We start from the raw sequence: 25829 nt of genomic DNA, 5'->3' as shown, positions 1-25829 counted from the left end.
GCGGTGTCGGTGCGTTGTCCCCATGAACTTTACGGGGCAATCGCGACATAGCATCGATCAGGACAACCTAGACACCGGTAACAGTCCGACCCCTGAATGGAGATCGAGTGCGCGCAATCCAGGTGACCAGCCTCACTGGGCCCGCAGGAATCGAGTTCGGTGAGGTGCCCGAGCCCGAGACGACCGGCATGGTGTCCATTCAGGTTCGCGCTGTCGGAGTGTGCTTTCCGGATCTGCTCATCAGTTACGGCAAGTATCAGATGCGGCCGGATCCGCCTTTCGTCCCCGGTTCGGAGATTGCGGGTGTGGTCACCGCGGCGCCCGAAGGCAGCGAGTTCGCCGTCGGCCAGCGTGTGCTTGCGACGCTGCCTTTCCTCGGCGGCTATGCGGAACGCGCGGCAGCGCCCGAGCAGTTGGTGCTCCCGCTGCCCGACGAGCTGTCGTTCGCCGAAGGCGCGTCGATGATCATCAACTATCAGACGATGGAATTCGCATATCTGCGACGGGCGAAGCTGGTCGCGGGGGAGACGGTTGTGGTGCTCGGCGCTGCGGGCGGAGTCGGCACCGCTGCAATCCAACTCGCGAAGGCGCACGGTGCGCGGGTGATCGCGGTCGTTCGTCGCGACAGTGCGGACGACTTCCTGCGCTCGCTCGGCGCGGACGAGGTGGTTCGATTGGCACCCGGCTGGGATGGGGTCGTTCGGGACCTCGCGGGCAAGGAAGGTGTGTCGGTCGTCGTCGATCCTGTCGGGGGCGATGCGTTCGACGACGCCGTGCGCGTGCTGAAGCCCGAAGGGCGGCTGGTGGTCATCGGTTTCGCGGGTGGCTCGATTCCGACCGTCAAGATCAATCGTGTGCTCTTCCGCAACATCAGCATCGTCGGAGCTGCCTGGGGCGAATTCTTGCGCCACGACCTCGGTGCGGTCAGAGAGGTGCACGATTCGCTGACTCGATTGGTGGCCGCCGGTTTGCGTCCCGTTGTTCAGGCGACGTACCCGCTCGCCGACGCTGCGCAGGCGCTGCTCGATCTCGAAGAGGGTCGAGTGCTCGGTAAGGCTGTGCTCGAGATCGACTGATCACGCCGCCTTCTCGAGCAGCTTGGTCGTGCCCTGCGCCGCCGCAACCAGGATCGGTTCCCTGCCGTCGTCGTCGGAGTAGATCTCGCAGTGACACAACGCCTGTCGGCGGGTTGCGCTGATCACCTCGGCTTCGGCGCGCAACGTCTTTCCGGCGGCCGGGCGAAGATAGGTGATAGTGAAACCGGCGGTCAGCACGTTCGGGCCGAGCACCGAACCGGCAGCGAACGTCAGTACGTTGTCCGCCGCGTAGGCGAGGACGCCGCCGTGCACGAGGCCGAATTGTTGGCGCAGTTCGTCTCGGATCGGGATCTGCAGGGTTGCTTTGCCCTCTCGAAAGACTGTGATCCTGCCGCCGACAAGCGAATTGAACGGCTGTCCGGCGAGTATCCGCCGCGCGTCGTCGATGGTGAGGGTCATCGGGTCTCCTTGGTGTCCTGTGCCTTGACGGCCTGCCATGCGGCCTCGGCGAGTACCTCGGCAACGTCGGTCGGATCTTGTTCGAGTTCACCGCCGAGCCACAGCCGCGAAAATTCCTGCGCAGGCCCGAGCCACAGTGCGTAGACGACGTTGAAGTCGAGCGCCTTGACGGCGCCGTAGCCGGCGTGGGTCCGCCACCAGCGCATCGTGTTTCGGAAGAACTCGAGGTTGGCAGCGTTGGACGCGATGCCGGGAGGCTTGGATCCCGCGAGCACAGTGGCACGCGACGGGTGCGTCGCGACCCAGGAAAGATGCAGCCTAACTGCGTCTTTGACGCCTTGCTCGGCGGTGTCGCTGTCACGAACAACGTTCCAGAAGTGCTCTTGGTAGTCACCGAGTGCGTGCTCCCAGACCTGGCGGTACAGCTGCGACTTGTCGGGAAAGTGGTGATACAGCGCGCCGACGCTGACTCCGACGTCGGCTCGGATGTCGGACAGCGTCGTGTCCAGGGCGCCGAACTCGGCAAAGCGACGCTCTGCGGCAAGAATCAACCGATCACGAACCTGCATAGACCGAATATAGTTCTGGTCTGGATTTCCGGCAACAGGAATCCGGTGGCGTGCACCTGCAGTCGGGATCGATACCCTTCGCACCAAAAAGTTCGAGAAGCGGTCCGAGAACTGCAGGAAGTGCAAGGCTGAGCCAAAGACCTGCAGACCGAAGGAGTATCGAGTGAACACCGCTGCGCCGACCCTGCCCGCACCGTTGATGAAGTGGAACGCATGGGGCGATCCGGCGCTGGCAAAGCCGTTGTCGGACAAGATCCTCAATCTGTTGACAAGTGTTTTCGGCGAGTTGCAGCACGTGGACACACCGGATGCGGCAGACGTTGTGCTGCGGCCGTCCGCGCTGACACCCGACGATGCGGCTGCTCTCAGCGCGGTGGTCGGAGCCGAGAACTTCAGTACCGCCGACGCGGATCGACTGCCTCGCGCAGGCGGTAAATCGACGTTCGATCTGCTTCGCCGCAAAAGTCGCGATGTGCAAGACGCGCCGGACGCGGTGGTTCTGCCCGCGACCGACGAGGAGGTCGCCGCTGTGCTCGCTGTCTGTGTCGAGCGGCGTATAGCGGTCGTACCGTTCGGCGGCGGAACCTCGGTGACGGGTGGTCTCGAACCGATCCGCGGCGACTTTGCCGCCGTGATTTCGCTCGATCTGCACCACTTCGATCAGTTGAGCAAACTCGATGAGGTGTCACGCGAGGCAACGCTCGGCGCGGGGCTGACCGGTCCTGCCGCTGAAGCACTGCTAGCAGCGCAGGGCTACGAACTCGGTCACTACCCGCAGAGCTTTCGTTTCGCCACGATCGGCGGGTTCGCGGCAACCCGCTCGTCGGGTCAGGATTCCGCCGGTTTCGGCCGCTTCGACGACATGATCCGCGGCCTTCGGGTCATCACCCCGGAAGGCGTGCTCGACCTCGGCCGCGCGCCGAAATCGGCCGCAGGCCCCGACCTGCGTGAGTTGTTCTCCGGCTCCGAAGGCACCTTCGGCATCATCACCTCGGTGCGGTTGCGAGTGCATCCGGTCCCCGCCGAAAAGCGGCACGAGTCGTGGCGCTTTCCCGACTTCGCGACCGGTGCTGCTGCGCTGCGCGCAGTGACACAGGACGGAACAGGGCCCACCGTGATCAGGCTGTCCGACGAGGTCGAGACCGGGCTGAACTTGGCGATGACCGACAAGATCGGCGGCGATCAGGTGTCCGGTGGCTGTATCGGCATGACCGTCTTCGAGGGCACCGCCGAGCAGGTGAACGGCAGACACGAGACAACCCGAGCGGCACTTCTGGCTGCGGGGGGCGAGTCGTTGGGCGACGAACCTGCGCTCGCGTGGGAGCACGGCAGGTTCGACGCCCCCTACCTCAGAGACGGGTTGCTTGCGAACGGCGCGCTGTGTGAAACGCTCGAGACCGCGACCGACTGGGGCAACCTGGATCGGCTCAAAGGTGCTGTGACACAGGCATTGCAAGCCACGTTGCAGGAAACAGGAACCGGATCGATTGTGATGTGCCACATTTCGCACATCTACCCGACGGGTGCCTCGTTGTACTTCACCGTGATCGGCGCGCAACGCGGTGATCCGATAGCGCAGTGGCAGCGGGCCAAAAACGCCGCGTGCGATGCAATCATGGCGAACGGCGGCACCATCACCCATCATCACGCTGTCGGCGCAGATCATCGACCGTGGATGGATCAGGAGGTCGGCGAACTCGGCGTGCGTGTACTGCGCGCGGTCAAGGCCGCCGTCGACCCGACCGGAATCCTCAACCCGGGGAAGCTGATTCCGTGACCAAGCGCGTTGCTCTGTTCTCCAATCCCAAGTCGGGTGCGGGCAAGAGTGGGGAGATAACGGCTCGCGCGGTCCGGCGGCTGCGTGAGCGCGGACTGCAGGTCGACGAGTACGTCGGCAGTGACCCCGACGACGCACGTCGCCTGGCAAGGGAAGTCCTCGAACGCGGTTCGGACATAGTCGCCGCTGTCGGCGGCGACGGGATGATTTCCCATACGCTGCAGCAGCTTTGCGGAACCGATGTGCCACTCGGCATCATCCCGGCCGGAACCGGCAACGACCATGCTCGTGCCTACGACATCCCGCGCGACGACCCGGAGGCCGCGGCGGACATCATCGCGGACGGCAACTCGACACGAGTCGACGTCGGGCTCGCCGTTCGTGCGGACGGGGCTACCCGCTATTTCGGTTCCATCGCCGCCGCCGGTTTCGATTCGCTGGTGACCGACCGCACCAACCGGATGTCGTGGCCACGAGGCCGAATGCGGTACAACGTTGCGCTTGTCGCCGAGTTGGCCAACTTGCGTCCGCTGCCGTTTCGGCTGACGCTCGACGACGGAACAGTGATCGAGCGGGACATCACATTGGTGGCGATCGGGAACACTCGCAGCTACGGCGGCGGAATGCTCGTCTGCCCGAACGCCGACCCGACCGACGGGTTGTTCGACGTCACCGTGATCGCGGCCGGCTCGCGACTGAGTCTGTTGAGATCGTTCCCGAAGGTGTTCAGCGGCAAGCACATCGAGTTGCCAGAGGTGGATACGTTCCGCACAACGTCGATCCGCGTCGAGTCTGCAGGGATCACGGCGTACGCCGATGGCGAACCCATCGGCCCGCTCCCCGTCGACATCAGCGTGCTTCCGCGCCATCTCAGCATCCTCACGCCGAGCAGAAAGAAAGCAGCGACATGACATCCGACCAGTCGGCGAAACTGGACGCCCGGCTACGGCGCAGGCACCTCGAAAAGCTCGCGGACCGCAGCACAGGTCACCAAGATGTCGACGTCTTGGTGATAGGTGGTGGCGTCACCGGTGTCGGTATCGCTCTCGACGCCGCAACGCGCGGGTTACGGACGGTTCTCGTCGACGCACACGATCTCGCCTTCGGCACCAGCAGATGGAGTTCGAAGCTCGTGCACGGCGGATTGCGCTATCTCGCGTCCGGTCGGCTCGGCGTAGCGCACGAAAGTGCTGTCGAGCGAGGCATTCTCATGACCCGCACCGCGCCGCACCTGATTCACGCGATGACGCAGGTAGTTCCGCTGATGCCGTCGATCACGCCGTCCCACCGATTGCTCGTCCGCACGGGTTTTCTTGCGGGGGACACACTTCGGGTGGTGGCCCGCACTCCCGGTTCGGTGCTGCCACGGTCGCGAAAGGTGAACGCGGCCAAGACGATCGAACTTGTCCCCGGCGTCCGCACCGATGGGCTGAAAGGTGGCCTGCTCGCCTTCGACGGGCAACTCGTCGACGACGCTCGGCTGGTCGTGACAATCGCACGAACCGCTGCCGAACACGGCGCGTCGATCCTCAATCATGTGCGCGCCGACGAGGTGACCGGGTCGTCGGCTCGACTCACCGACACCACAACGGGTGAAACCTTCACGCTCGCAGCAAAAGCGGTCATCAACGCGACCGGCGTGTGGGCCGCGGAGGTGGATTCCTCGATCAAGCTGCGCCCGAGCCGCGGCACCCACTTGGTCTTCGACGCGGAACTGTTCGGCAATCCGACCGGAGCGCTGACCGTTCCGGTGCCGGGTTCGATCAGTCGCTTCATCTTCGCGCTACCGCAGCAGCAGGGTCGGATCTACCTCGGCCTCACCGACGAGGATGCGCCCGGCCCGATACCCGACGAACCGGAGGCCGCTGACTCGGAAATCGATTTCCTCCTCGACACCGTGAACACCGCTCTGCAGGTCCCAGTGACCCGCAACGACATTCGCGGCACCTACTCCGGACTGCGACCGCTACTCGACAGCGGTGGCGGCGAAACCTCGGACGTATCGCGCAAACATGCCGTACTGGAATCACCGAACGGACTGATCACGATCGTCGGCGGCAAGCTGACCACGTACCGCCGGATGGCGCAGGATGCCGTCGACAAAGCGGTCGACGTACGTGGCCTGCAGGCATCGGATTGCAAGACGCACAACCTGCCCTTGATCGGCGCGCCCGGCCACGCGGCCAGCACAGCGACCGCCGGTCTGCCGGAATCTCTCGTCGCTCGTTTCGGCGGCGCGGCTCGGACCGTCCTCGATGCTGCGACCGTGGCCATGCCCCTCGAACCGATCGCCGACGGAGTCGACGTCACCAGGGCGGAGATCGAGTTCGCGATCACCAACGAGGGTGCGGTGGACGCCTCCGACGTGCTCGACCGCAGGACCAGAATCGGCTTGGTAGCGAGCGATGCGGATCGAGCGCGGCCTGCGGTGCAAGAGATTCTCGATGCCGTGTCCAACTAGCGACGAAGGAGGCTCGCGTGTAGTCGGTCAGGCAGCGACAGTGACGTCGAGTTCCTCGAGGAGTGCTCTGACTCGCCTCTCGATGTCGTCGCGAATCGGCCGGATGGCATCGACGTCGAGACCTGCTGGATCGGCGAGGACCCATTCCTCGTAGCGTCGCCCGGGAAATACCGGGCACGCATCCCCGCAGCCCATAGTGATGACCACGTCGGCGGCGCGGACGACCTCGTCGGTCCACGGCTTCGGGTACTCGTGGGAGATGTCGATTCCCCGCTCCGCCATGGCCGCAACGGCTTCCGGGTTCACGCTGATGCCCGGCTCGGAACCGCCCGACCATGCCACTGCATTGTCGCCGGCAAGATGTTCGAAGAAGCCCATGGCCATCTGCGACCGGCCCGCATTGTGGGTGCACAGGAACAGTACCGTCGGCAGGCCGTTGTCCGACTTTCCTTCGACCTTGGCCAACGCGCGGAGACGTTGCCGGGCGAAACGCTCGGCTAGCAATGGAAGAAAGTTGACTACTGTTGCGCGGCCAGCGAATTGATCGTACGACGAGTGCAGAAACCGCTCGATCGTCTCGACACCGAACATGTCGCCGAACTCGCCGAGCAGTTGAGTTGCCGCAGTTCTGAGTGCGAGTCGTTGATCGATGGATAGTTCGCGGACGGTGGAGACGTTCTGTGTCATGCGATTGCTCCGTTGCTTGTCGGGTCGAGTACTGGCACCAGGCGGCGTATTCGTTGGTCGAGGTCGTCGACGGTTCGGTCGAATGCTGCATGGAGGTTGGCGGGAACGGGGTCGGGGATGGACCAATGCATCCGCAGGGTGTCCGGGGGCAGATCTTCGTGTGCGTTGTCGCACACTGCGATGACGAGGTCGCCAGGGGAAAGAACGTCGTCGACTCGTCGCGGTTTGTGGGGCCGCATTCGGAGTCCACGGCGTTTCGCTGCGGCAACCGCATCGGGGTGAACTTGCGGAGCGGGGTCGATCCCGCCGGAAGCGGCGGGGATCTCGCTGTGTCGATTCCAGACGGCAACCGCCAGTTGCGATCTGGCGGAGTTCTGGGTGCACACGAAGACGACTCGGGCAGCGTGCCGGCTACCGGACGGGACCATCGCGTCGAGGGTGGCGGGAACCAGCTGTAGGTAGGTGCGACGTCGGTCGCCTTCGGATCGCCTGCGGCTCACGATGCCCGCTCGCTCGAGTACCCGGAGATGATGCGCAAGGAGGTTCGACGGCATCGACACCCGGGCCTGTAGCTCCGAGGGTGCGGCATCGGCGAGCAGCAATGCGTCGACGATGGCCAATCGTCCGACATCTGCCAGTGCGGCGTGAATCGACGCTCGCCTGGCCAAATCCGGGGTTGAGTCAGTAATCATTGACTCAATAATGACTGAGTTAATTCGGGTGGTCAAGCGCTGGGCCCAGTGCTGCGTTCGGTCGTGTTGTCAGTCCATATTGGTGGCGGTGAGCTGGCGTGCCAGCTGGTCCACGCGGGCAGCGATGTCGTCGCGGACGATGCGCATGCGTTCGATTCCGTCGATCCCACGCAGTGACGGTTCGTCGGTATCCCAGTTTTCTACTGCAGTGCCGGGAGGCGTGTCGACGGTTGCTTCGCGGCCTAGCGTGACGACGAGGTCGACCTCGTGAAGCAAGATCGGGTCGATGGGCTTCGGTCGCTCGTTTCCGATGTCGATCCCGACCTCGAGCAGAGATTGTGCCGAGAGTGCGTTGACGGCATCGCCTGGTTTCGTTCCGGCGGAGTGCACCTGCACCGATTCTCCGGCTGCCTTGCGCATCAAGCCGGCAGCCATCTGCGATTTTCCACCATTCTTGACACAGACGAACAACACAGACGGCTTGCTGGGGTCGGCGGGGTGCGGGTTCACGAGGCTGCGACGATGTCTAGTTGCGCGAGCAGTGCACGGACTCGACGTTCGATTTCGTCGCGGATCGGTCGAACCGCTTCGACGCCTTTGCCTGCGGGATCTGCCAGAGCCCAGTCCTGGTAGTCGACGCCTGGGAAGGCGGGGCAGACGTCGCCGCAGCCCATGGTGATGACGACGTCGGAGGTTTCGACGGTATCGAAGGTAAGGATCTTCGGTGACTGGTCGGAGATGTCGATCCCGACTTCGGCCATCGCTGCCACTGCCGCCGGGTTGACGGAGTCGGCAGGGGCACTGCCCGCGGAGCGGACTTCCACTGCGTCGCCGCCGAGCGCGGTGAGGAATCCGGCCGCCATTTGGGAGCGACCGGCGTTGTGGACACACACGAACAGCACGCTGTGGGTAGTTGATGTCATGGCTGAGGAGTCTCTTTCAGTTCTGAATCGGTGCGGTCGGGATGGTGGGGAACGACAACGTCGTCGGCGGTCGCGGCAGCGTCGGGGTAGAGGACGACGACCAAGCCGAGACCGATCAGTCCGCCGATCAGTTGGGCGCCGATGAATCCGGGCACCGATCCAGGTCCGATGCCGGCGAAGGTGTCGGAGAAGACGCGGCCGACGGTGACGGCGGGGTTGGCAAAGGAGGTGGAGCTGGTGAACCAGTAGGCGGCACCGATGTAGGCACCGACCGATGCGGCCGAGAGGCCGGCGCGGCCGGTTCGGGCGAGGGTGAAGATCAACGCGACAAGCCCTGCGGTGGCGACGATTTCGCCGACGATGTGCCCGGTGGTGATGCGGTCCTTAGTGGCAATTTGGAACGCCGAGAGGTCGAACATGACGTTCGCAAGGATGGCACCGACGATCGCACCCGAAATCTGCGCGGCGGCGTAGGCGCCGAGGTCGGTCACGCTCATCCCGGTGCCGTTCCGGCGGCCCAGCAACCAGTCTGCCGCGGAGACGACAGGATTGAAATGCGCTCCGGAGACGGGTCCGAACATCAGAATCAAGACGGCGAGGCCAAGCACGGTCGCGGTCGAGTTCTGTAAGAGCTGCAGCCCGATGTCGTTGGGGGACAGCTGTGCTGCGGCTATGCCGGATCCGACGACCACGGTCACGAGCAGCGCGGTGCCGACGAATTCGGCGAGCAGGCGTCGATGGAGCGGGATGGCGCTCACGTCGGGCTCACGGTCAACGTGTCGGTGCCGAACAGGAGTGAGAGCTGGCGCAGCCCATCCGGAACCACTCGGTAGTAGACCCAGGTGCCGCGGCGTTCGCTGTCGACCAATCCGGCTCGACGGAGCACCTTGAGGTGGTGGGAGATGGTGGGTTGGGTCAAGTCGATGCCGACCGAGAGGTCGCAGACACAAGCCTCCTGGGTGGCGGTGCTTGCGATCGCGCTGAGCAGCCGGAGTCGTGCGGGATCGGACAGCGCTTTGAGTTTCACCGCCAACTCCGCAGCAGCGGCGGGGCTCAACGGTTCGCGGACCGTGGCCGCGACCACGCATTCGGATGCATCGCTGGACGGCAAGTTCTGTTTCGACACGCGTCGATATTGACCGATGTCGAAGCAGGATGCAAACGAACAGAAAGCAAACGACATCGGCGTCGGGGGTGTTGGTGAACGCCGACCAGCTCTTGACACTTAGAGGTCGATCGGTTTCTATCTTTGTATGACCTACGACGTCGTCATCGAGCACGGCCGCGTTTTCGACGGCACACCGCAACCGTCAGCTGTCCGGAACATCGGCGTCCGCGGCGGCAGAGTCGTTGCTGTATCCGCGGACCAGTTGGATGTGACCGGCTGCCCACGCGTGATCGAAGCGCACGGCAAGTGGGTGCTGCCGGGGTTGATCGACATCCACACGCACTACGACATCGAGATCTTGCAGGAACCGAGCCTGTCGGAGTCGCTGCGCCACGGTGTCACGACGGTACTGCTCGGATCGTGTTCGCTCTCGACCGTGCACGTCGACGCCGAGGATGCAGGCGACATCTTCGGACGGGTCGAGGCCATCCCACGTCGACACGTGATCGAGGCGATCGAAGACAAGAAGACGTGGCGCAACGCAGCCGAATACGCTGCCGCGCTGGATGATTTGCCGCTCGGCCCGAATGTCGCGGCGTTCATCGGGCACTCGGACATGCGCGCTGCCGAGATGGGCTTGGATCGGGCGACGCGGAAGGAGACCACACCGAGCGCCGACGAACTCTCGCGGATGGAGTCGATGCTGACCGAGGCGCTCGATGCCGGCTTCGTCGGTATGTCAGCGCAGCAGTTGGTTTTCGACAAACTCGACGGGGAGACCTGCCGGTCCCGCACGCTGCCCTCGACCTATGCGAGGGCGCGGGAGCGTCGGCGGCTCAACGCCATTCTGCGATCCCGCGGCCGAGTGCTGCAGGCCGGACCGGACATCAAGTCGCCCAAGAGCATTGTCGCGATGGTCGCAAGCACGCTCGGCATCGTTCGCAAGCCTCTGAAGACGAGCCTGCTCTCGGCGGCAGACCTCAAAGCCAATCGCCTGCTGGCAAGAATTCTCGGTCCGATCGCGTGGCTGATGAACCGCCTCGGCGGAGACTTCCGCTGGCAACACCTCCCGGTGCCGTTCGAGGTGTACGCCGACGGTATCGATCTCGTCATCTTCGAGGAATTCGGTTCCGGCGCAGCGGCTTTGCATCTCGCCGATCAAGTAGAACGCAACGCCCTACTGCAGGACGAGACCTACCGGCGCACCTTCCGCAAGGACTACGACGCCAAGTTCGGTATGCGGGTCTGGCATCGCGATTTCTTCGACGCCGACATCGTGGACTGTCCCGAAGCCACGGTGATCGGAAAGACCTTCGGTCAGGTCGGCGCTGAGCGCGGGTTGCATCCCGTCGATGCATTTCTCGACCTGGTCGTCGAGCACGGCACGAAACTTCGTTGGCGCACAACGATTTCCAATGATCGGCCGGAGGTGCTGGACAGGCTCGCTCGCGATCCCGGGGTTCAACTCGGGTTCTCGGACGCGGGCGCGCATCTTCGCAACATGGCGTTCTACAACTTCGGGCTCCGGCTCCTGCGGCGCGTCCACGATGCGGAGCAGGCGGGCAGGCCGTTCCTCAGCGTGGAGCAGGCAGTGCACCGGCTCACCGGCGAACTCGCCGACTGGTATCGACTCGACGCAGGTCACCTGCGTGAGGGCGACCGCGCCGACATCGTCGTCGTCGACCCGGCACACCTCGACGACTCGCTCGACACCTACGCAGAGAGCCCGGTGGCATCGTTCGATAATCTGCCACGCATGGTCAATCGCAACGACGACACCGTCACGGCCGTACTCGTCAACGGCCAGTACGTGTTCGGAGCCGGGACACCGGCCGACGGACTCGGTCGCGAGCGCACGGGACGATTCCTGCGCGCCCGTGAGACGGCCAGGTGACGGCTTCGCCTCGACGCACCCAAGCGCAGCGCCGTAGCGAGACGATCGAGGCGCTGATCGACGCGACCATCGAGGCGATTGCCGAGGTCGGCTACCACCGGACCTCGCTCGGCGAAGTGTGTCAGCGCTCGGGCATTTCGAAGGGCGGCTTGTTCCGGCACTTCGCATCGCGGCTCGAACTTGTCGTCGCGGCGGCCGAAGAAGTCGGTCGCCGCCACTTCGCAGCGTTCGACGAGTTCCGTGCCGAGGGTGGGTCCGTCGACATCGTGGACCTACTTCTGTTCGCGCGCAAAGAATCTCGGGACCCGTCGAATTCGGTCTGGTTCGAACTGCTCGTCGCGGCACGTACGGATCCAGAACTTCGTGAACGACTCAATCCAGTCGCGGTCACGTTGTACGACAACATCGAGGCGCGCGCTGCCGCCGCATTCGCCGGCCGAGGTATTCCCTCGGATGTGATCCGGCTCTTCGCTACCTCCGCCTTGCACATGTTCGACGGTGAAGCGATTTTTCGGCACACCTATCCGCGACCGGAACTCGAAGCGGAACGGATAGCGGCGACAGCGTCGCTGTACGAGAGCCTTACGACTGCAGAAACGCGAGCAGATCCGCGTTGATCGTCTCTGCCTGTGTTGTCGGCATGCCGTGCGGAAAGTCCTTGTAGGTCTTGAGGGTTCCGTTCTGCAGCAACTTCGCCGACAACGGTCCCGACGCGGCGTAGGGCACGATCTGATCGTCTTCGCTGTGCATGACGAGGACCGGCACCGTGATCTTCTTCAAGTCTTCGGTGAAGTCGGTCTGGGAGAACGCGACGATGCCGTCGTAGTGGGCCTTTGCGCCGCCCATCATCCCTTGGCGCCACCAGTTCTGGATCACGGCCTCGGAGGACTCGACGCCGGGACGATTGAACCCGTAGAACGGTCCCGCGGGCAGATCGCGATAGAACTCCGAACGGTTCGCCGCAAGCTGTGCCTGCAAGCCGTCGAACACGTCCTTCGGCAGGCCACCGGGATTGGCATCGGTCTGCACCATCAACGGCGGCACCGCACACAGGATTGCGGCCTTGGCGACCCGACTTTCGCCGTGCCGTGCGAGATAGTGCACCACTTCACCACCGCCGGTGGAGTGACCGACGTGAATGGCGTTGTCCAGATCGAGGTGCGCTGTCAACGCGGCGAGGTCGTCGGCGTAGTGATCCATGTCGTGGCCGTCGGCGGTCTGCGTCGAGCGGCCGTGGCCGCGCCGGTCGTGGGCGATGACGCGGTAGCCGTGCTGCAGGAAGAACAGCATCTGTGCGTCCCAGTCGTCGGCCGACAGTGGCCAGCCGTGGCTGAACACGATGGGCTGACCGCTACCCCAGTCCTTGTAGAAGATCTCGGTGCCGTCGGTGGTGGTGATTGTTCCCATGTGTTCGCCTCTCTTCTAGGTGGTGGTGCCGGACGTGCGTATGTGATCGATGACGGTGCGCGCGGACAACGTTCGGGTGATCAGTGAACGCGCGACATCGGCAAGGGCGATGCGGTTGTCGCGGGCGTAGCGACGCAACAGCTCGAAGGCCTGATCGAGCTCGATGTCGCCTCGCGCGGCAAGAACACCCTTGGCCTGCTCGAGTAGGACGCGGTTGGCAAGGGTTTGCTGCAGGCCCGCACTGATGGATCCGGAGTCAGGGGCGACCTGGCCCGCGACGATGGCAATACTCGCGACGTCGGCCAAACCCTGCGCGAGCGAGAGGTCTTCGGCCGCCAACGATCCGACGTCGGTGCCGAACAGGCCGAGTGTGCCGAGCACGGTGTCGTGCATTCGCATGGGGACCGCGTGCACCGAAACGAAACCCGCACCGAGGGCGCCGTCGACGAACTGTGGCCATACCTCACGTCTGTCGGCGAGATCGGGTGCACTGACGGGCGATCCCAGTCGGTAGCAGTCGAGGCAGGGCCCCTGCTCGCGCTGTAACTGGAACAGTTCGAGGTTGCGAGTGGCTTCCGAGGACGCAGCGACGACATGCAGCACTCGACTGCCGTCGGCGAGGAGGAGTCCGGCCGATGCAACGTCGAGCAATCTGGCGCAGTCCGTGGTCAGGCTGCTGAGCACTTCGATCACATCGAAGCCGTCGACCATCGTGTTGGCCAACGAGACGAAAGCCGCGATCACGTCGCGTTCACGATCGGAGGTCATGATCCTTGCTCTCCGCTCGTAGGCCTACGCCATCGCGCGTCGTCGTCGAGAACGAGCCGACGCTCCACGATGTCCCACGCTACTTCGCTGGCTGTGCGACCGACAGCGAATGCGTAAGCACGTAGTCGTGCAAGAGCCTCGGTCGCATCGATGTCGAGTTGACCGATGAGCATCCCGGTGGCCTGGTAGACCTCGACCCGTTGCAGCGACGCCAACTCCGACCAACCGTCACTACCCTGGGCGACGCTCTCGGCTTCCCAGTCGACATCCGCATTCATCAAGTCCAGCAATGGAAGTGCGGCAAGGTCGGCAGCGAGTAGGCCACCGGCCAGGCTGTCCGGCGACAGCGGTCCGCGTTCGGTGCAGAACAGGTCGAGGACGCCGATGTTGGCCGCCGCGATCGTTGTCGGGAGAGCGAACACCGCGCGGACACCGTCCGCAACTGCCGCCGCGGTGAAGGCAGGCCAGCGCGGATCGTGCGGGTGTCCGAGCTCGGCGACGAGCACCGGACGACCGGTCGCGATCGCGTCGATGCACGGACCCTCACCGAAGGTGAATTGAAAGTCGTCCACGCGACGACTGGATTCGCCGCTGGACCCGAACGTTCCCCGACTTTCGCCGTCCAGAATGAGTGAGATGGCCGCGCCGTCGACGTGCAGAAGATCGACACACGCGATGCACAATCTGTCGGCCGCCAGTAATCCTGTTGCCCCGGACATTGCTGCCGCAAGCTCGCCCCTCATGCGGCTGTGAGCATCCATCAAAAGTCGATCCGGAAAAACCTGACGCCCATACTGTCGACTCTACGCACGTAGCAGCGGATTTCTATTTGGTTAGGCTTACCTTGCTAGGGTCGCGCGATGGGGTCCAACACCACACGCTCACGGGCAGGCTCGGCAATCCTGCTCCGAACCATCACTCGCAATGCTCGACGGTTGAGCATCGGCACGGCGCTCATCAGTTTGCATCAGGTGAGTGAGGCGTTGGTCCCAGTGGTCATCGGGATCATCGTCGACCGAGCCGTGGAGACGGGCGACGTGTCCATGCTTGCGATATGGCTTGGTGCACTTGCTCTTCTGTTCGCAGTCCTGTCGACCGTCTACCGTCTCGGTGCACGGCAATTGATGCTCTCCATCGCGACCGAGGCACATCGACTGCGAGTCGAGGTGGCGGCGAAGATTCTCGATCCCCTTGGTATTCGTACGGAGCTGAGGTCGGGAGACCTGCTGACCGTGTCGACCACCGATGCCGACAACGCGGCGTATCTGCTCGACTACGTGCCGCGGATCGTCGGTGCGATCACGGCTGCACTCGTCTGCGCAGTAACGCTGGTGGTCATCGACGCCCCGCTCGGGTTCGCCGTGCTCGTAGGCACGCCGGTCGTGTTGCTCGCACTGCAGTTGAGCGCTCCCGCGATCACTCGTCGGGTTGCCGACCAGCAGGCGATGGCGGGCCGGGCGACATCGGTTGCGACAGACCTGGTCTCGGGTTTGCGACCGTTGCGGGGTATCGGCGCCGAAGCTGCCGCGACGCAGCGCTATCGAGCCGTCAGCCAGCAATCGCTGCGGGCGACCTTGCGCGCCGCACGGACCCTGGGCAGTTACGCAGGCGTGTCGGCGGCACTGAGTTCGTTGCTAGCGGTGGCGATCGCAATCGCGGCCGGGTGGCTCGCCCTCGACGGTCGGATCAGCATCGGTGAACTGATCACCGTGATCGGTCTCGCGCAGTTCTTGATCGAGCCGTTCGGTCTGCTTGCCATCGTGCCGAGTTGGGTTGCCGAAGCGCGGGCATCGGCCGAGCGCATCGCCGACGTGACGACCGCCGAACCAATATTGGCGGACGGCGTTGCGTCGGTCGGTGCAGCGCCCTGCTCGCTCGAGTTGGTCGGGTTGACCTACGGTGCGCTCGACGGTGTGGATCTCACGGTCGCGGCCAGTGAGTTGGTCGGCGTCGTCACACCGGCACCGACTGCGGGCGACTCCCTCGTCGCGGTCCTGTCGGGCAGAGTTGCGCGTTCGGACTACGGCGGTGAAATCCTGCTCGGCGGAACGCCGTTGCACACGATCGAGCACGTGCAGGCGCGCAAGAACCTGTTGGTAGAACCACACGACACCGACTTGTTCGCGGGCACGGTCGGTTCGAACGTCACGGTCGGCGCAGGACCGAACGTCGACGAGCGCTTCGTCGACCGAGTCCTACACGCCTCTGCCGCAATACATGTCGTGACGGTGCATTCCGATGGAATGTCCACGGTGGTGGCCGAACGGGGCGCGAGCCTGTCGGGAGGCCAGCGGCAACGGGTCGCGTTGGCGAGGGCGCTGCTGACGCAGGCCCCGGTACTGGTGCTGCACGAGCCGACAACTGCGGTGGATGCCGTCACCGAACACGCCGTTGCAGAGGGTATTTCGTCGCTTCGGCACCGGGTGGGTGACGGGAAGGGTGGCGGCTTCACCACGATCCTGGTGACAAGCAGCCCAGCGTTGCTCGCCGTGACGGACCGCGTCGTTGTACTCGACTCGGACGGGGTCGTCGCCGAAGGAAAGCACGCCGACCTTGCAAGGTCCGACGAGCGTTACCGAAGGGCAGTGCTGCGATGACCGAGCTGTTACCGATCGCTGATTCGGCACGAACGTGGAACTGGTTGCGACGAGCCCTGATTCATCGCCCCCGGGATGTATCGTTCACGCTCGCTGTCGGACTCGTCGGTGCCGCGATGTCCGTAGTGCCGATCTACGTTCTCGGTGCACTCGTCGACCGTGTTGCCGACGGCGAACCGACATCGTCGATCGTCCCGATCGCGGTCGTCATCACGATCGCTGCCTTGCTCGGCGGCCTTGCCTCGGGATTCTCGTCCTACCTTGTTGCCAAGCTCGGCGAAGGTATCCTCGCCGAGTTGCGTGAGCTGACCGTGTTGCGGGCGTTGCGGCTTCCGACACCAGTGCTCGAACGAGTCGGCAAGGGCGACTTGCTTTCTCGTGTCGGAGCCGACGTTGCTGCGATCGGCAAGGCGGTCACCGATGTCGTACCGACGATGATCTCGTCGTTGCTTCTCGGCGTGCTCAGCATCGTCGCGATGCTCGGTCTGGATTGGCGCCTCGGTCTTGCTGGTTTGGTGTCGGTCCCGATGTACGCGGTGGCGCTGCGGTGGTACCTCCCGAAGTCCGCTCCTCGTTATGCCGAAGAGCGGCAAGCGATCGCGGCACGATCGCAGGTCCTTGTGGAGAGCATGGTCGGTATCCGAACAGTGCACGCTTACGGTTTGGAACGCCGTCATCTGCGGGCGGTCGACGAGGCGTCGGCACGTGCGCTCGATATCTCGGTCGACGTGTTCACCCTGTTCACTCGGTTCTCCGGCAGGGTCAACCGGGCCGAGTTCTTCGGCCTCACCGTGATTTTGGTTGTCGGCTTCGTGCTTGTCAGGAGCGGCGACGTGTCGGTCGGGCAGTCGGCTGCCGCCGCGCTGTTGTTCCACCGATTGTTCAATCCGATCGGCATGCTGCTGTTCACATTCGACGAGGTGCAAGATGCTGGAGCCAGCCTCGCCCGGCTGGTCGGTGTCGTGGAGATCGCGGACACGAAAGGCCCTGATTCGATAGGCGCAGTGCCGACCGAATCGCGACCTGCCGGTGCCGACCTCGACCTCCGCGAGATCGAGTACAGCTACGACGGCGGCGAGCCCGTTCTCCATGGTGTCAGCATTCATATTGCGGCAGGCTCGCGTGTTGCACTCGTTGGTTCTACGGGTGCGGGTAAGTCGACGCTGGCGGCCATCGCTGCGGGTGTTCTTGTCCCTGATCATGGTTCGGCGCTCGTCGGTGGCGTTGCACTGGCGGATATGACCGCCGAGCAGTTGCCCACACAGGTCGCGATCGTCAGTCAGGAAGTGCACGTATTTGCAGGGCCGCTGATCGAAGACATCCGGCTGGCTCGGCCGTCGGCAACCGCCGACGAGGTATCGGCCGCACTCGACTCTGTGGGTGCACTCGATTGGGTGCGGTCGTTGCCGAACGGACTGCAGACCGAAGTCGGTGAGGGAGCCGACGACCTGAGCGCCGCCAAGGCGCAGCAACTCGCACTCGCCCGGCTGGTACTTCTCGATCCGGCAGTTGCGGTACTCGACGAAGCGACCGCAGAGGCGGGCAGCCTGGGAGCGCGTTTCCTCGAGCAATCAGCTGCTGCCGCTACCAAGGGCAGGACGACACTCGTCGTCGCGCATCGTTTGACGCAGGCGGTCGCAGCGGACCGGGTGATCGTCCTCGAACATGGCCGAATCGTCGAGGAGGGTGCCCACGCCGACCTCGTCCAGGCCGACGGACGGTACGCCCAGCTCTGGAGTGCATGGCAGACAGGTGGAATCGAGCGGTAGCTTCCTGTCCGCGCCCCGATCAGGGCTTGCGCGGCACAGGGACGTCTTTGCGCGCTTTGATAGGACCGGTCGATGCCGGCGGGAGAAAGAGGTTGCCGCGCAGGCTACCGTTCGCGGTACGGACCGCAACCAAGCCCCAGGTGCCGAGTAGTCCCGCATAGGCGATGACGGCAGCCACGCGAAACGCGGGCAACTGGGTGTGAATAGCCAATTGTGTTGTGCCGGTGACGAAGGTACCGACCGGGAAGGTGAGGCTCCACCAGGTGAGGGCGAACGGCATACCCCGGCGGGCTGTGCGGATCGTCAGCGCGGTTGCAAGTCCGATCCATAGAACTGCGAAGCCCCACACCGGAACTCCGTACAGGATAGCAAAGACGTTCATCCCGTTCGCGAGTCGCGGTTCGACGGCAAGTGCCGCGTTGGTGCCGAGTAAACCTGCGGCCGTTATCGATTGACCGAGCGGACCGAGAACGATCCACAGCGTCGGCACCCGCGCCGTTCCGGAGGTGCCGAAGTGCGCGAGCCGACTCCAGACCATCGTGATGATGATGATCGATGCGAACAGTGACAGCCCGAACATCGCGTAGCAGCCGTAGAGCAGCGTCTGCCGACCGGTGCCCGGCGGTAGGTGCTGGATCAGCAGCGCGCCGGTTGCAGCAGAGACCATCGGCGGAACGATCGGCATCAGCCAACCGCCGAACGCCGCGTCCGGCTCGACGTTGTGCTGGGTGAACATCAAGTAGGGGATCGTCATTGCGGTGAACAGTCCGCCGACGGTGCCGCCGGTCCACAGGATCCAGTCGAGAGTGATCGCGGCGGTCTCGCCGATGACGTGCTTGCCGACCAGCAGTGCACCCGCACCGACGGTCAGCAGCGCCATCGGGGCCGCACCATAGAAATGTGCCATCTGGGGGTTGTAGGCGTGACTGCGTGCGACCGTCGGATGTCGCACCCAGTGTGCGGTGACAGCAACGATCAGCACGGCCAGCAGGACCGCGGCAAGCACCCACACGACCCGCGCGAAAACCTGCAGACCCGGAACATGTACTGGGAGTGTGGCGCCCGCCGTCGCAACGATGCCTGTACCCATCACGGATGCGAACCAGTTCGGACCGAGATGGCCGAGAACCTGCCCCGGTGCCGTCAGCGACGACAACAGCCAGGGCAGGTTCTTGGGGGCGGTTCCGGAAGGGACGTCGGTGCCTTTGTCAGCCATGACGATCTCGGAGACCTCTCGCTCGGTGCACACGAAATGCTTTCCGGCGAAACGGTACTCCTCGAAATCGTTTACACGGCCGCTTCGAGTTCGGCGAATTCCTCGTCGGTCAGTGTCAGCGCCGCGGCGTCGATGTTGTCGTCGAGGTGCGCGACCGAGGATGTGCCCGGTATCGGCAGCATGACGGGGGAGCGGCGCAGCAGCCACGCCAATGCCAGTTGCGACGGCGAGGCATTGTGCTTCTTCGCCAACGTGTCGAGCGGACCACCCGGCGCCGCAAGCTTTCCGGTCGCCAATGGGAACCACGGGATGAACGCGATCGAGTTCTGCTCGGCGTAGTTCAGCAGGTCTTCGGCATCGCGATGTGCCAGGTTGTACAGATTCTGGACGGAGGCGATGGTCGCGAATTCCGCTGCGGCCTTGACGTCTTCAACGCTGACCTCACTGAGGCCGATGTGCTTGATCTTGCCTTCCTGCTGCAACAATGCCAATTCTCCGACCTGGTCGGCCAACGGCACCTGCGCATCGATGCGGTGTAGCTGGAAGAGTGGAATCTGTTCGAGCCCAAGGTTTCTCAAGCTCAGTTCGGCCTGCTGACGCAGGTATTCAGGGCGACCGACCGGCTTCCAGATGCCGGGACCCGACCTGGTGAGTCCGGCTTTGGTCGCGATGACGACATCGTCCTGGTACGGGTGTAGCGCCTTGCGCAGCAATTGTTCGGCGACGACGGGTCCGTAGGAATCCGCTGTGTCGAAGAAGGTCACGCCGCGCTCGACCGCGCGCTGCAGAACTCTGACGGCTTCGTCCGGATCCTTGGGATCGCCCCAAACTCCTTCGCCCGTCAACTGCATGGTGCCGTATCCGAGTCGAACGACGGGGGTGTCTCCTCCGATTGAGAACGTTCCGGACTGTGTGGCGGTCAGTGTGCTCGCTGTCATGAGAGGCTCCTGGCTTTGGCAAACGTTAGCTTTGGCAACGTTGCTATAACCCAAACCGCGCTTCCCGTTATTCCGAGAAGCGTGGAATCGTTTCGGTCGACCGCCGGTTCTCCAGTCCGTCGAGGATAAGCTCCAGTCCGAACGCGAACTCGTCGCCGTACGCGTAACCGGGTTTCAGTACGTGCTCGACGGTGAGTTCGGCGAGGTGCGGGTAGTCGCCTGCAGTGAATCGACCCATGATCTGTTGCGCCAGTTCGACAGTCTCCTCTTCGGTGTCGAACGGCAAGGCGTGCTCCTGGAGCGCGAAGCCGCAGGTGTAGCTGTCCAGCACGGACAGGGCGTGGGCGGAGAGTGGTATCGAAAAGCCCTCGCCCCGTAGCTTTCCGAGCGTGGCGTCGTGATATCGCAGCGTTGCGGGACCCGGCGTGGATCTCGAATCCAGCAATGCGGTTGCCCACGGGTGCCGACCGAGGACCTCACGGGTGCTGACCGCGCGTCTGCGCATGGCCGAGCGCCAATCGTCCTCGGCGGTCGGTAGTTCGATCTCGCTGTAAACGCGGTCGATCATGCCGTCGAGGAGGTCGTCCTTGTTGGCGACGTGGTGGTACAGCGACATCGCCTCCACGCCGAGTTCGGTGCCGAGCTTGCGCATCGTGAGCGAGTCGAGCCCGGCAGCGTCGGCAAGGGCGGTGGCGGTTCGCAGTACGTCATCCCTCGTCAGGCGAGTTCGTGTCATCTGCACCCTTCCTATCGACAGGCTTTTCGATTGACAGACTTACGGCGTAAGTGTAGAACGGACGGCACACACTTACAACGTAAGGGACAAAGAACGTGGTTATGAAAGCGATAGTTCAAGACGAATACGGCGAGGCCGCAGCGGTCATGCGCAGCGACAAAATCGACGAGCCCGACGTGGGTGCCGCAGAGGTCCTCGTCGAGGTCGTCGTTGCAGGCGTCGATCGTGGGGCGTGGCACCTCACCGCGGGTCTGCCCTATCCGGTCCGCCTTGCGGGCTACGGCGTGCGTGCGCCGAAAGACCCCGTTCGCGGCCGCGAGTTCGCCGGCCGTGTTGCGGCGGTCGGTTCTGACGTGACCACCTTCGGAGTCGGTGACGAGGTCTACGGGGTTGGTGAAGGCTGCTTCGCCGAATACGCGCGGGCGGAGGTATCGAAGGTTGTGCCCAAGCCCAAACATCTCACCTTCGAGCAGGCGGCGGCGACGCCGATTTCGGCGCTGACGGCGTTGCAGGCGGTACGCGATCAGGCCAAGGTGCAAGCCGGTCAGAAGGTGCTGATCATCGGTGCATCAGGGGGCGTAGGAACGTTCGCGGTGCAGATCGCGAAGGCCTTCGGGGCTGTCGTCACCGCGGTGTGCAGCACGACGAAAGTTGATCTGGTTCGTTCGATCGGCGCCGATCACGTCATCGACTATTCGACCGAGGATATCGGCGCGAACAGGGTCCGCTACGACGCCGTCCTCGATATCGGCGGCGGTAGGTCGCTGACAGAGTTGCGTCGCCTGCTCGAACCGAAAGGCACGCTGGTGATCGTAGGAAGCGAAACCGGTGGGCGCTGGCTCGGTGGCATCGATCGCCAACTCCGCGCCGTGCTGCTGTCGCCGTTCGTCAGCCAGAAATTGACGATGTTCGTGTCGTCGGAAAATGCGGCAGATCTCGCGGCTGTCTCGGCGTTGATCGAGGCCGGCCAGGTTACGCCCGTTGTCGATCGCGTATTCCCGCTGAACGAAACGGCCGCGGCCATCACCTACATGAGGGATGGCCACGCCCGTGGAAAGGTCGTCGTCACCATCTGAAACAGGACGGTGTGCAACGACGACCGCGACTGTCGAGAACTACGAAGCCAGGGTGACCGGCGCTGCGATGACCGGCGCTGAGGCGGCCGGTACTGCCGAGATCATCGCGCTGTCCGGGATACCGAGCATGGCGAGCAGCAACCTGCATTCGCCGGCGTCTACGGACTGGCCTGCAACCAATCGCTGTGCCTGACGGAAGGTAACTGTCTCCGTCTCCGTGAAGGTCGGTTCGAGTTCTGACATGTCGAAAGCGGGCACGCGCTACCTCTTCGTCTAGTGGTGAACCTCTCGCACATACGCGAGCGAAACTGGTCCCAAGTGTCCAAGTGTACGCCGTGCGCGGAATTTCTGCTGGTAGCGGCGGTTTTGTGAGCACTGATGCGAAAATGGGTGACATGGCGTTCGTGGAACTAGCGCTGGCTGCGGGTGTGATCGTGCTCGCTTTTTCGGGCTGGGCACCGCGGGCTGTACGCACGCGGTGGACGGTCGGCGTGGGTGTCGTCGTCGTCGGTGCGGTGGTCGTCGTTGCGCGCGAGGGGGTGCGCTGGCAATTGATCCCGGTCCTCGTCGCCAGCGTCATCGGCCTTGCGGTCGGCGTCCTACGACTGCGGTCGGAGTCGCGAGTCGGGGCCGCGCTTGCCGCAGCGATAGCCATGTTGTTCGTCGGTATCGGTGGAGCCGCAATCTGGGCCTTTCCGACGTTCGAGCTACCGACGCCGACGGGACGCTCGGCAGTCGGGACCACCGTGTTTCAGCTGGAGGATCAGGCTCGCCGAGAAGTGCACGGATCCAATGCCTTTCGTACTGTCGTAGCGCAGCTTTGGTATCCGGCCGAACGCGACTCGGGCAACGGCCGTTCGTTGTACCTGGGACGAGACGAGCGCGAAGCAGACGTCGTTGCCGACGGCATCAGTGACATGTTCGGGGTGCCCGGGTTTGTGTTGAGCGGAATCGCGGACGGACGTACCCACGCAAGGTCCGACGCGGAACCAGAGGCTGGGAACGCGCGTTACCCCGTTGTGCTCTTCTCGCCGGGATCAGGTGGCGTGCGATCACAGAACACGGCTTGGGCAGAAGAACTCGCGAGCCACGGCTATGTCGTCGTCGGTCTCGACCATCCGTACGACTCGGCAGTTGTTGTCCTCGAAGACGGTGCTGTAATCCGCAGCGCTATACAAAGTTCGGGAGACGACGCCGAGGACGACCGTCTCGCTGCAGCGTGGACCGCAACGCGCGCAGCGGATTTCGCCTTTGCCCTGACGCAGTTGGAGCGAATCGACCGCGGTGAAATACCGTCCAGGCTGACTGGCCGACTCGCGACCGACAGAGCGGCAGCTACGGGTCACTCGCTCGGTGGCGCTGCAGCCATCCTTGCAGCGGAACAGGATCCGCGTTTCGACACGATCATCGACATCGACGGATTCCCCCGAGCAGTCGGTTCGCGGCCGTATCCGCAACCGCTTTTGGCGTTCGTGGCAGGACGGGGCTCCGACAACCCCCGCAACGACGAGGAGTACGACGCCGAGCTGACTCGCGTCCTGCGGTTGAGCGACTCCCTGAGCTACCGGCTGGTGGTCCCGGGCGCCGCGCATCTCAGCTTCACCGACGGACCGCTCTTCCTGCCGCCGATACCGTCGATCTTCGGTTCGCTGGACCGCGAGGGAGGTCCGAACCTCACCGCGGCTGCATCGCTTGCCTTCCTGGACGAGACGCTGCGCAACGGTCGTGCCGATCTCGAGGCAGCCCTGGAACCGCACGGTGAATTGACGACCTACCGCCGATAGGTGAGACGCTGTCGATCATGAACCGCATGGTCCGTGACTACGCCGCGGACGTCCTCCTGATGGTGCTTGCCGGCTTCACGGCTGCCATCGCGATGAGCGCACCGTCGCCGACGGAGGCGATATTTGCCGACTTTCCCCAGCCGACGAGCGTGACGTTGTTTGCGGTGACGACCACCGTCGTGGCGGTCTTCGTTCGCAAGCCTGCCCTCTCCAGTGGCCTGCTCGGGCTTGGTCTTGCGTTGATCGGTGTTGTGGCCCTTGCGGATCCGTGGGACTTCGATCCTTTTGTCACCGCACTCGGAGCAGGCTTGCTGTTGGGTGCGGCCGCCGGTCTGACGAACGGATCCGAGCGTCGTCTGCGGCAGCAGGGCCTTGCCGCCGGTGTTGTCGCGGGACTTTTGCTGACCGCGCCGATCGAGCACTTCCGCAGTTCAGCACCCCAGCGGTATGTGGAGTATTCGCCTGACGCAGTCGACCCGGCTGACATCTTCCTACTGTGCCTCGTTGCTCTGACTTCTGCGGCGCTGCTGGCGAGCCTGCAACGCCACAGGGCCGAGCCGAGCTCACCGGTCGGCGATCGCGCCCGTGAACTGACGATCGGAATCGCGATCGCAGTGGCAGGCTTGCTTCTCTACGAGTCGTTCTCCTCGGCTGTGATGGGTTTGAACGACGAGTCTTTCGGGTCGCACCGCTGGGTGTGGGGTCTGGCGGTGGTCCCGCTGCTTGTGCTGTTCGGACTGTGGCTGCCGGGTCACCGCGGGATGGTGTTGATCGCGATTCTCGCGTTCATCGCAGCGAATTCGAGTGGTGCACTGAGAGAAGCAGATTCGATCCTGAAGCTATCGCTGGTCGCCGCTCTCGTCGTAGCGGGCGTTGTCGTCGGGCGGCGCTGGCCGCGACCGCTTGCCGGGGTGTGCGCGTTAGCCGTAGTAGCGGCGACATCGGTCCTGAACCAGCCGCCATGGGACAACGTCAATGTCGTTGCTGTGCTGGTGATCCTGCCGTTCGCTGCCGCGTTCACGGTTGCGTCGTGCCTGCCATCGAGCGCGGCGGTTACGGGAACAGCGTTGGCCGCGCCGATCACGCTGTCAGTATCACTCGGCGCGGTGGGAATCGCGCCGTTGGTTGCCGAATTCGGTTGGACCGCTTACGCGCCGCTCACCAGCGGCAAGCCAGTCTGGTTCACCGATACGTGGCAGTGGATTTCCATGGGTGTGTCGGTCGGAACGATCGCACTGTGTGGACTCGCGCTCGCGGCGCTTATGCGTCGACCTTCCGAACAGCCTGCAGAACCGTGTCGCTGATGGTGATCGTGTTCCCCTCCGGATCGACTGCCTGACGTTTCGGCGCGCTCGTTTCGATGGACCACTGCCCGGGGTCGAGTACGTGCGCCATTTCTTCGGCGGTCGTGAACATGTCCGCGATGTTCGGCCGCTGCATCGTCGTCTCGAGATCGGCCGGGTGGTGGTTGACGATCAGCAGCGTCCCGCCGGGTTCTACTGCTGCGGCCAGCCGACGATGCAGTGTGGCCAGCATCGGCCGGGGCAGGTGCATGAACTGCGCGGAGATCAGGTCGTATCGATGCGGCGCCGGGTCCCAGTTCGCCACGTCGGCCTGCTGCCAGGTGATGCGACTCGCGATCGCAGCACCGCGTGCAGCGGCGTGTTCGGCAGCGCGCGCGAGCGCGACGGTGGACACATCGATAGCAGTGACGTTCCAGCCGCGGGTCGCGAGCCAGATCGCGTCGGCACCTTCACCACTGCCGACCTCCAATGCGGTTCCCGGCGTGAGTGATTCGACCTTCTCGACCAGTACGGGATTGGGGTTGCCGCTCCAGATCGACCCCGTCGCGTACCGGGCGTCCCAGAATTCCGCGGTGAAGTGCTGCGAGAAGTCTTCGGTGTGTGCGTGATCGTGCGTCATATTCCGAC

General features: G+C 64.0%; 27 protein-coding genes. 11 read left to right on the top strand and 16 right to left on the bottom strand.

The window, feature by feature from the left end; all coding sequences use genetic code 11:
- The first annotated feature begins 107 nt into the window (after positions 1-107).
- Entirely contained in the window at positions 108-1076 is a 969-nt protein-coding gene (locus tag JGU71_RS08140) for an NADPH:quinone oxidoreductase family protein (protein ID WP_199703493.1), read from the top strand.
- On the opposite strand, the gene JGU71_RS08135 is transcribed toward JGU71_RS08140, so the two are convergent.
- Both JGU71_RS08135 and JGU71_RS08130 read right to left on the bottom strand, forming a co-directional pair.
- Complete coding sequence (locus tag JGU71_RS08135) at positions 1077-1496, bottom strand: PaaI family thioesterase (RefSeq protein WP_199703492.1); 420 nt, start codon at positions 1494-1496, stop codon at positions 1077-1079. It abuts the gene before it with no gap.
- The gene (locus tag JGU71_RS08130; RefSeq protein ID WP_199703491.1) at positions 1493-2065 is read right to left on the bottom strand and encodes a TetR/AcrR family transcriptional regulator; all 573 of its coding nucleotides are present in this window, start codon (positions 2063-2065) and stop codon (positions 1493-1495) included. The genes JGU71_RS08135 and JGU71_RS08130 overlap by 4 nt, the downstream gene beginning before the upstream one ends.
- A 199-nt stretch (positions 2066-2264) precedes the next feature.
- Here JGU71_RS08130 and JGU71_RS08125 point away from each other — a divergent pair, with 199 nt between their 5' ends.
- From JGU71_RS08125 to JGU71_RS08115, 3 genes are read left to right on the top strand one after another with little or no spacing between them, the layout of a single operon-like run.
- On the top strand, positions 2265-3842 hold the full coding sequence (locus JGU71_RS08125) for an FAD-binding oxidoreductase (protein ID WP_199703647.1): 1578 nt from the start codon (positions 2265-2267) through the stop codon (positions 3840-3842).
- Entirely contained in the window at positions 3839-4753 is a 915-nt protein-coding gene (locus JGU71_RS08120; RefSeq protein ID WP_199703490.1) for a diacylglycerol kinase, read from the top strand. Before JGU71_RS08125 ends, JGU71_RS08120 begins: the two co-directional genes overlap by 4 nt.
- Positions 4750-6303: a glycerol-3-phosphate dehydrogenase/oxidase gene (locus tag JGU71_RS08115; protein ID WP_199703489.1), complete on the top strand. Its 1554-nt coding sequence runs from the start codon at positions 4750-4752 to the stop codon at positions 6301-6303. Before JGU71_RS08120 ends, JGU71_RS08115 begins: the two co-directional genes overlap by 4 nt.
- Positions 6304-6330: 27 nt before the next feature.
- Here the strand turns inward: JGU71_RS08115 and JGU71_RS08110 are convergent, their stop codons facing one another.
- The 6 genes from JGU71_RS08110 to JGU71_RS08085 form a co-directional block, all read right to left on the bottom strand.
- On the bottom strand, positions 6331-6990 hold the full coding sequence (locus JGU71_RS08110; RefSeq protein WP_199703488.1) for an arsenate reductase ArsC: 660 nt from the start codon (positions 6988-6990) through the stop codon (positions 6331-6333).
- Positions 6987-7682, bottom strand: a complete 696-nt coding sequence (locus tag JGU71_RS08105; RefSeq protein ID WP_199703487.1) for an arsenate reductase/protein-tyrosine-phosphatase family protein — start codon at positions 7680-7682, stop codon at positions 6987-6989. The genes JGU71_RS08110 and JGU71_RS08105 overlap by 4 nt, the downstream gene beginning before the upstream one ends.
- Positions 7683-7751: 69 nt before the next feature.
- Positions 7752-8192 carry an arsenate-mycothiol transferase ArsC gene (locus tag JGU71_RS08100; protein ID WP_307829551.1) on the bottom strand — a complete coding sequence of 147 codons (441 nt, stop codon included), beginning with the start codon at positions 8190-8192 and terminating at the stop codon, positions 7752-7754.
- Positions 8189-8605 carry an arsenate reductase ArsC gene (locus tag JGU71_RS08095; protein WP_199703485.1) on the bottom strand — a complete coding sequence of 139 codons (417 nt, stop codon included), beginning with the start codon at positions 8603-8605 and terminating at the stop codon, positions 8189-8191. The genes JGU71_RS08100 and JGU71_RS08095 overlap by 4 nt, the downstream gene beginning before the upstream one ends.
- On the bottom strand, positions 8602-9363 hold the full coding sequence (locus JGU71_RS08090; RefSeq protein WP_199703484.1) for an aquaporin: 762 nt from the start codon (positions 9361-9363) through the stop codon (positions 8602-8604). Before JGU71_RS08090 ends, JGU71_RS08095 begins: the two co-directional genes overlap by 4 nt.
- A complete protein-coding gene (locus tag JGU71_RS08085; RefSeq protein ID WP_307829550.1) occupies positions 9360-9731 on the bottom strand; it encodes an ArsR/SmtB family transcription factor in 372 nt (123 codons plus the stop codon). Before JGU71_RS08085 ends, JGU71_RS08090 begins: the two co-directional genes overlap by 4 nt.
- 127 nt (positions 9732-9858) lie before the next feature.
- Here JGU71_RS08085 and JGU71_RS08080 point away from each other — a divergent pair, with 127 nt between their 5' ends.
- On the top strand, positions 9859-11607 hold the full coding sequence (locus JGU71_RS08080; protein ID WP_199703482.1) for an N-acyl-D-amino-acid deacylase family protein: 1749 nt from the start codon (positions 9859-9861) through the stop codon (positions 11605-11607).
- A complete protein-coding gene (locus JGU71_RS08075) occupies positions 11604-12224 on the top strand; it encodes a TetR/AcrR family transcriptional regulator (RefSeq protein WP_199703481.1) in 621 nt (206 codons plus the stop codon). Before JGU71_RS08080 ends, JGU71_RS08075 begins: the two co-directional genes overlap by 4 nt.
- On the opposite strand, the gene JGU71_RS08070 is transcribed toward JGU71_RS08075, so the two are convergent.
- From JGU71_RS08070 to JGU71_RS08060, 3 genes are read right to left on the bottom strand one after another with little or no spacing between them, the layout of a single operon-like run.
- Positions 12190-13014, bottom strand: a complete 825-nt coding sequence (locus tag JGU71_RS08070) for an alpha/beta fold hydrolase (protein ID WP_199703480.1) — start codon at positions 13012-13014, stop codon at positions 12190-12192. The two genes, JGU71_RS08075 and JGU71_RS08070, sit on opposite strands and share 35 nt — an antisense overlap.
- A gap of 15 nt (positions 13015-13029) precedes the next feature.
- A complete protein-coding gene (locus JGU71_RS08065; RefSeq protein ID WP_233528827.1) occupies positions 13030-13782 on the bottom strand; it encodes a GAF and ANTAR domain-containing protein in 753 nt (250 codons plus the stop codon).
- Complete coding sequence (locus JGU71_RS08060; RefSeq protein WP_233528826.1) at positions 13779-14525, bottom strand: GAF and ANTAR domain-containing protein; 747 nt, start codon at positions 14523-14525, stop codon at positions 13779-13781. Before JGU71_RS08060 ends, JGU71_RS08065 begins: the two co-directional genes overlap by 4 nt.
- A 117-nt stretch (positions 14526-14642) precedes the next feature.
- Here JGU71_RS08060 and JGU71_RS08055 point away from each other — a divergent pair, with 117 nt between their 5' ends.
- Positions 14643-16379, top strand: a complete 1737-nt coding sequence (locus JGU71_RS08055; protein WP_199703479.1) for an ABC transporter ATP-binding protein — start codon at positions 14643-14645, stop codon at positions 16377-16379.
- On the top strand, positions 16376-18148 hold the full coding sequence (locus tag JGU71_RS08050) for an ABC transporter ATP-binding protein (protein ID WP_199703478.1): 1773 nt from the start codon (positions 16376-16378) through the stop codon (positions 18146-18148). The genes JGU71_RS08055 and JGU71_RS08050 overlap by 4 nt, the downstream gene beginning before the upstream one ends.
- Positions 18149-18167: 19 nt before the next feature.
- On the opposite strand, the gene JGU71_RS08045 is transcribed toward JGU71_RS08050, so the two are convergent.
- The 3 genes from JGU71_RS08045 to JGU71_RS08035 form a co-directional block, all read right to left on the bottom strand.
- Entirely contained in the window at positions 18168-19238 is a 1071-nt protein-coding gene (locus JGU71_RS08045; RefSeq protein WP_233528970.1) for a TDT family transporter, read from the bottom strand.
- 197 nt (positions 19239-19435) lie between these two features.
- Positions 19436-20302 carry an aldo/keto reductase gene (locus JGU71_RS08040; protein WP_199703477.1) on the bottom strand — a complete coding sequence of 289 codons (867 nt, stop codon included), beginning with the start codon at positions 20300-20302 and terminating at the stop codon, positions 19436-19438.
- A 67-nt stretch (positions 20303-20369) separates the two neighbouring features.
- A complete protein-coding gene (locus tag JGU71_RS08035; protein ID WP_199703476.1) occupies positions 20370-21038 on the bottom strand; it encodes a TetR/AcrR family transcriptional regulator in 669 nt (222 codons plus the stop codon).
- 101 nt (positions 21039-21139) lie between these two features.
- Between JGU71_RS08035 and JGU71_RS08030 the strand changes: the two genes are divergently transcribed.
- Positions 21140-22114, top strand: a complete 975-nt coding sequence (locus tag JGU71_RS08030) for an NAD(P)-dependent alcohol dehydrogenase (RefSeq protein ID WP_199703475.1) — start codon at positions 21140-21142, stop codon at positions 22112-22114.
- A 39-nt stretch (positions 22115-22153) separates the two neighbouring features.
- On the opposite strand, the gene JGU71_RS08025 is transcribed toward JGU71_RS08030, so the two are convergent.
- Positions 22154-22357 carry a hypothetical protein gene (locus JGU71_RS08025; protein WP_199703474.1) on the bottom strand — a complete coding sequence of 68 codons (204 nt, stop codon included), beginning with the start codon at positions 22355-22357 and terminating at the stop codon, positions 22154-22156.
- A 125-nt stretch (positions 22358-22482) separates the two neighbouring features.
- Between JGU71_RS08025 and JGU71_RS08020 the strand changes: the two genes are divergently transcribed.
- The gene (locus JGU71_RS08020; RefSeq protein WP_199703473.1) at positions 22483-23898 is read left to right on the top strand and encodes an alpha/beta hydrolase family protein; all 1416 of its coding nucleotides are present in this window, start codon (positions 22483-22485) and stop codon (positions 23896-23898) included.
- Between the two features lie 17 nt (positions 23899-23915).
- The gene (locus JGU71_RS08015) at positions 23916-25202 is read left to right on the top strand and encodes a hypothetical protein (protein WP_199703472.1); all 1287 of its coding nucleotides are present in this window, start codon (positions 23916-23918) and stop codon (positions 25200-25202) included.
- Here the strand turns inward: JGU71_RS08015 and JGU71_RS08010 are convergent.
- Positions 25159-25821 (bottom strand): class I SAM-dependent methyltransferase, encoded by a 663-nt coding sequence (locus tag JGU71_RS08010; RefSeq protein WP_199703471.1) that lies wholly within the window; start codon positions 25819-25821, stop codon positions 25159-25161. The genes JGU71_RS08015 and JGU71_RS08010 overlap by 44 nt on opposite strands.
- Positions 25822-25829: the final 8 nt, after the last annotated feature.

The sequence above is a fragment of the Antrihabitans stalagmiti genome (genome assembly GCF_016482825.1).
GTDB classification, from domain to species: Bacteria; Actinomycetota; Actinomycetes; order Mycobacteriales; family Mycobacteriaceae; genus Antrihabitans; species Antrihabitans stalagmiti.
This window is presented reverse-complemented; position numbering and strand designations above follow the sequence as displayed.